This window comes from Fretibacterium fastidiosum, from assembly GCF_000210715.1.
In the GTDB taxonomy this organism is placed as follows: domain Bacteria; phylum Synergistota; class Synergistia; order Synergistales; family Aminobacteriaceae; genus Fretibacterium; species Fretibacterium fastidiosum.
In genome coordinates this window covers 1084036-1089875 of the sequence record NC_021038.1, presented here as the reverse complement: position 1 = coordinate 1089875, position 5840 = coordinate 1084036, and the positions used below count along the sequence as shown (strand labels likewise).

The window sequence follows — 5840 nt, the reverse complement described above, 5'->3', positions numbered from 1 at the left end:
TCCCGCATGAGACCGCCCTCCCAATGGCATTGATGGTGTAATGATACAACAAAAAGGCGTGAGACGCCCTGAAAAAGCAAAAAAAGCGCCGGCCCCCGATGGGGAAGCCGGCGCTTTTAATGTAAGATGGTTTGGTTTACTTGAAGAACTTCTCCCAGTAGCCGGCCAGGAAGACGAGGAGGACGATGACGGGGGCCACGTAGGTCAGGTAGCCGCGCAGGAACGTCGGGAACTTCACGCCCTGGCCCGTGTTGACCTCCCTGATGAAGGCGTCCCAGCCCCAACCGTAGCGCGAGACGCAGAACGTCACGTACACGATGGCCCCGATGGGCAGCAGGTTGTAGCTGAGGAGGAAGTCCTCCAGGTCCAACACTCCGGATCCGGCGCCCAGGGGCTGGAAGCCGGACCACCGGTTGAAGCCCAGAGCGCAGGGCAGGGCCAGCACGAAGAGCCCGCAGCCCGTGACGAGGGCGGCGAGGGGGCGGCTCCAGCCCAGCTTGTCCATGAAGCAGGCCAGGATGTTCTCGAAGACGGCGATGACGGTGGAGAGGGCGGCGAAGCTCATGAAGAGGAAGAAGAGGGTGCTCCAGAGCTGCCCGCTGGGCATCTGGTTGAACATGTTGGGCAGCGTGACGAAGATCAGGCCGGGGCCTGCGCCCGGCTCGATGCCGTAGGCGAAACAGGCGGGGAAGATGATGAGCCCCGCGCAGAGGGCCACGCTCGTGTCCAGCGTCGAGATCAGGAGGGCCTCGCCCATCAGGGAACGGTCCTTGCCGATGTAGCTTCCGAAGATAGCCATGCTGCCGACGCCAAGCCCCAGAGTGAAGAAGGCCTGTCCCAGCGCGGCGTAGACGGTGGTCCAGAGGCCGTTGGCCGTGAGGTTTGCGAAGTTGGGCTTCAGGTAGAACTCGAGGCCGCGCTCCGCCCCGGGCAGGGTGACGGAGCGGATGGCCAGCGCAACCATGATGACGAGGAGGCTGGCCATGATCGCCTTCGCCGCGCGCTCGACACCCCGCCTGAGGCCGGAGCAGCAGACGGCGGCGCTGACGCCCACCGCCAGGGCCAGCCAGCGCACCATGGCCGCCGGGTCCGCAAGGAGGCTGGCGAAAGCGCCCCCCACCTGGTCCGGGGTGAGCCCCGCCAGGTCCCCTCTGGCGGAGTAGCAGGTGTAGGCCAGCATCCAGCCCGTCACCACGGTGTAGAACATCATGAGGAGCGTGCAGCCGATCCAGCCGGCGTAGCCCCAGACGGACCAGGCGCGGTGCCGGGGGCAGAGGGCGGCGAAGGAGGTCACAACGCTGCGTTGGGACGCGCGCCCCACGGCGAACTCCATCACGAGGAGCGGCAGCGCCAGGGCCAGCAGGCAGACGATGTAGATCAGGACGAAGGCCGCCCCGCCGTAGCGGCCCGTGATGAAGGGGAAGCGCCACACGTTGCCGAGGCCGATGGCACACCCCGCCGAAAGAAAGATGAAGCCCAGCCGGCTGCCCAGAGTTTCCCGTTTCTTTTCCGTCATTTCCATCATAAGACCTCGATTTTTTGAAAGCAAAGAGAGCCGGCTACTTCACGAACTTTTCCCAGTAGCCCGCCGCAAAGATGGAGAGCACGAGCAGGGGCACCACCCAGGTGAAGTAAGGGCGGAGGAAGGCGGGGAACTTGATGCCGCGCCCGGCGTCCGCCTCCTGGATGAACCCGTCCCATCCCCAGCCCCATCGCGAGACGCAGAAGAGCAGGTAGACGAGGGACCCCAGGGGCAGCAGGTTGTTGCTGACGATGAAGTCCTCCAGGTCCAGCACCCCGGACCCGGCGCCCAGGGGCTGGAAGCCGGACCATCGGTTGAAGCCCAGGGCGCAGGGGATGGAGAGGAGGAGGATCGCGACGCCGGTGAAGAGCGCGGCGGCCTGCCGATTCCAGCCCAGGCGGTCCATCAGGCCCGCGATGATGTTCTCGAAGACGGCGATGACGGTGGAGAGGGCAGCGAAGCTCATGAAGAGGAAGAAGAGGGTGCTCCAGAGCTGCCCGCTGGGCATCTGGTTGAACATGTTGGGCAGCGTGACGAAGATCAGGCCGGGGCCGGCCCCCGGGTTGACGCCGTAGGCGAAGCAGGCGGGGAAGATGATGAGCCCCGCGCAGAGGGCCACGGCCGTGTCCAGCGCCGTCACCAGGAGGGCCTCCCCCGTCAGGGAGCGGTCCTTGCCGATGTAGCTGCCGAAGATGGCCATGCAGCCGATGCCGAGGCTGAGCGTGAAGAAGGCCTGTCCCAGCGCGGCGTAGACGCTGCTCCAGAGGCCGTTGGCCGTGAGGTTCGCGAAGTTGGGCTTCAGGTAGAACTCGAGGCCGCACTCCGCCCCCGGCAGGGTGACGGAGCGAAGGGCCAGCGCGATCATGATGGCGAGGAGGCCGCACATCATGACCTTGGTCACGCGCTCCACGCTTTGGCGCAGGCCGGTCCAGCAGACGGCGGCGCCGATGAGCGACGTGAGCGCCGTCCAGCCGAGGAGCTCCTTCGGGGCCGACAGCAGCGTGCCGAAGGCGTCGTTCACGGCCTCCGGCGTGGCGCCCGCGAACCTCCCCGATGCGGAATACCAGACGTAGGCCAGCATCCAGCCCGTCACCACGGTGTAGAACGTCATGAGCATGACGCTGCCGATCCAGGCTCCATAGCCCCAGAGGCCCCAGACGCGACGCTCCGGGCACAGGACCTTGAAGGACCGGGTGGAGCTCTTCTGCGAGGCGCGCCCCACGGCGAACTCCATCACCATGACGGGAATGCCGAGGAGCAGCAGGAAGGCAACGTACATCAGGACGAAGGCCGCCCCGCCGTACTGCCCCGTGATGAAGGGGAAGCGCCACACGTTGCCGAGGCCGATAGCGCACCCCGCCGACAGGAAGATGAAGCCCAGCCGGCTGCCCAGAGTTTCCCGTTTCTTGCCGTTCTCCATGACGAATACCTTCCTCTCAAGTCTGGCGTTAAGGGGGACAAAATCGGCTCCGCCGTCTTTTTGAGCCTGCGCTGCAGGGGCTCGGACGCCCTCGAAATCGGGGGGCTTTCCGGCTCCGTGCAAGGGCTCTCCCTTAACGAAAACAGAATTTCCCTATTATACAACAGGTCGGTATTTTGAAGGATGATGCGACGCTCAAGAGAAGGGTATAATACCTGATATTTTTTCTATATTTTATTTGGGAGGGGATCTCAATGGCGGAGGCGGTTAAGGCGGCGGAGCCCTTTGAGGTGACGAAGGCGACGACGATGGGAGAGATGCTGGCGCATGACATGGGCATTGCCCAGGTCCTGATGCGGAGCGGGATGCACTGTGTGGGGTGCCCCTCGTCGATAGGGGAGTCCCTTGAAGATGCCTGCGCGGTTCACGGCCTCGATGCGGATCAGGTCCTGGCCGCCATCAAGGAATACCTGGCGGGCAGGTAGCCGGGGGACATGAAGCAAAAGGGGCAGCCGTGGGGCTGCCCCTCGCCATTATGTGAGCGGTTCTACGCGCCTTCGGATGCCTTCCTAGCGAGGGCGTTCTTCAGCCAGTCCCGGCCGTCGACGAAGCGGGAGACGATGAAGGACGCCACGTAGTCCCCCGATGCGTTGATCATCGTGGCGGGGGGGTCCACCAGGTTGCCGATGGTGATCGCGATGGGGTAGGCCAGGGGTAGGTGGTCCGGGAAGAAGAGGGAGCACAGGACGAACTCGCCGATGTAGCCGCCTCCGGGGATGCCGGACATGGCGACGGAGGAGACCACGGACACCAGGATGACCCGAAGGAACGTGTCCACGCCGCTGAACTCCATACCAAAGACGCCGAACAGGAAGGCGATCTTCAGGGTGCAGGAGAAGCAGGAGCCGTCCATGTGCATGGTGGCCCCCAGGGGCAGGACCATCTCGGTGATGTCGCGGGAGATGCCGCTGTCGTCCGCGGCCTCCATGTTGGCCGGGATCGTGGCGATGGAGGAGCAGGTGCCGAGCGACGTGACGGCGGGCTTCAGGATGTGGCGGAACATCACCCGCGGCCCCGCCGCGCCGCCGCCGAACCAGGCCATGAGGGGAAAGGCCGTCAGGATGTAGACGAAGCACAGAGGGTAGTAGACGACGAGCGCCCGGCTGTAGTCGCCGATGAGCTGCGGTCCGTAAGTCGCCACGAGGGAGGCGAAGAACCCGAAGAAGGCGATGGGCGCGTAGTAGGTCAGGAGCTTGATGACCTTCAGCATGCACTCCGTCATGTCGGCCAGGGCCCTCGCGGTGAGGGTCGCGGGGCCGCCCGCCATGCTGACCCCGAAGCCGAAGAGGATGGAGAAGACGATGAGGGGCAGCATGGCCCGGCGGCTGAGGAGGGCGGAGAAGTCCGGGACGGTGAAGAAGTTGACGACGAGCGTGGCAAGGCTTGCCTGATCGCCCACCTCGGCGGCTTTGAGCTCCGTCCAGGGGACCGGCACGGGCGGGTAGAGCTTCATGAGGGCGATCGTGATGACGGAGGCGATGGCCCCCGTGACGACGAAGGTGGCGATGGTGACGCCCATGATCTTTCCGGCCCGCGCGCGGCTTTTCATGTTGGCGATGGCGCCCGCGACGGAGCAGAACACCAGCGGCACGACGATGCAGAACAGCAGGTTGATGAAGACGGTCCCCAGGGGTTCAAGCGCCGCGGCGCCGGGCCAGGCCCAGCCGACGGCACACCCGGCCGCGATGGCGCCCAGCATGGCGATCAAGAGCGCGTAGTTCTGAAAGACGGACTCCCTTTTTGGCATGATGACGATCTTCCTTTCCTTTTAATCGCGTTTTGACTTCTCAAGTGAACGAGGGCTTTCCGCGGGCGACCCCGCCGCCTCCGACGGGGCCGTCGCCGACCTGCTGTTTATGATGGGGTGTCGAAAGGGCTTCGGTCGACGAAAAAATATACCGATCCATATTACCACATTATCCCATAGAAAATCCGACGCCGTGAATCTCTGCGTGAAGGTCCATTGGATCAGACTACGGAAGTTTCCGCTTCAAAACAGGTCGCGGAGCAGGCTGACGAAGAAGATGGCCAACACCGTGAGCATGATGGGCTTGACCGCCCTGGCCCCGCCATGCTCGAAGGATCGGGCCCCAAGGTAGTTCCCGGCGAGGCCGAAGCATGCGGCAAGCAGGCCGAGGGGGAAGAGCACCCGGCCGTTGATCAAGAAGACGGTGAGGGCTGCGAGGTTGCTCGCCATGTTGATGGACTTGGCGACGCCGTTGGCCGTGTTGAGGCTCAGGTGGGCCGCCGCCGCCAGCAGGAGCAGCATGAACGTGCCGGCTCCTGGGCCGTAGAAGCCGTCGTAGGCTCCCAGGGCAAAGGCGATGGCTGCGCTGGTCAGGACGGTCCGCGCCTGGGGCAGGGGAGGACGCTGGTGCACCAGCGCGCGTCCCTTCAGGACGTAGAGGGCCGTGACCGGCAGCAGGAAGAGCATCACGAACTTGAAGATGCGGTCGTTGAGAAAGAGCGCCAGGTGCGCCCCAAGGTTCGAGCCCATCAGCGAGGCCGCCACGCAGAGGCAGGCGAGCTTCCACGGGATGAAGCCGGCGCGGGCGTATCGAGCCGTCGTCAGGGCGGTGCCGATGCAGGAGCTCAATTTGTTCGTCCCGAGCGCGAAGTGGACGGGCAGCCCTGCGAACAGGTAGGCGGGCAGGGTGATCAGCCCGCCCCCGCCCGTTATGGCGTCCACGAAGCCTCCCAGAAAGATCAGCGGACAGACGATCGCCGCCTGCTGCCAGAAGGGCAGTGCCTGGTACAGATTCGGTCCCATGATGATAACCTCCCAAAAAGTGAATTTTATGCCCTATTTTACCCCTTAGCCTTCGTTCATCCATCCCC

The 5840-nt window shown here is 64.4% G+C and carries 5 protein-coding genes; 1 reads left to right on the top strand and 4 read right to left on the bottom strand.

The window, feature by feature from the left end:
* Positions 1-136 precede the first annotated feature (136 nt).
* Both SY1_RS04950 and SY1_RS04945 read right to left on the bottom strand, forming a co-directional pair.
* Positions 137-1525 carry a sodium-dependent transporter gene (locus SY1_RS04950; RefSeq protein ID WP_015556374.1) on the bottom strand — a complete coding sequence of 463 codons (1389 nt, stop codon included), beginning with the start codon at positions 1523-1525 and terminating at the stop codon, positions 137-139.
* Positions 1526-1559: 34 nt separating this feature from the next.
* Positions 1560-2942 (bottom strand): sodium-dependent transporter, encoded by a 1383-nt coding sequence (locus tag SY1_RS04945; RefSeq protein WP_015556373.1) that lies wholly within the window; start codon positions 2940-2942, stop codon positions 1560-1562.
* A gap of 254 nt (positions 2943-3196) precedes the next feature.
* Here SY1_RS04945 and SY1_RS04940 point away from each other — a divergent pair, with 254 nt between their 5' ends.
* The gene (locus SY1_RS04940) at positions 3197-3427 is read left to right on the top strand and encodes a DUF1858 domain-containing protein (protein WP_015556372.1); all 231 of its coding nucleotides are present in this window, start codon (positions 3197-3199) and stop codon (positions 3425-3427) included.
* 62 nt (positions 3428-3489) lie between these two features.
* Here the strand turns inward: SY1_RS04940 and SY1_RS04935 are convergent, their stop codons facing one another.
* Both SY1_RS04935 and SY1_RS04930 read right to left on the bottom strand, forming a co-directional pair.
* A complete protein-coding gene (locus SY1_RS04935) occupies positions 3490-4749 on the bottom strand; it encodes a dicarboxylate/amino acid:cation symporter (RefSeq protein WP_015556371.1) in 1260 nt (419 codons plus the stop codon).
* Between the two features lie 243 nt (positions 4750-4992).
* Positions 4993-5772, bottom strand: coding sequence for a sulfite exporter TauE/SafE family protein (locus SY1_RS04930; protein WP_015556370.1), 780 nt, complete (start codon positions 5770-5772; stop codon positions 4993-4995).
* Positions 5773-5840 lie beyond the last annotated feature (68 nt).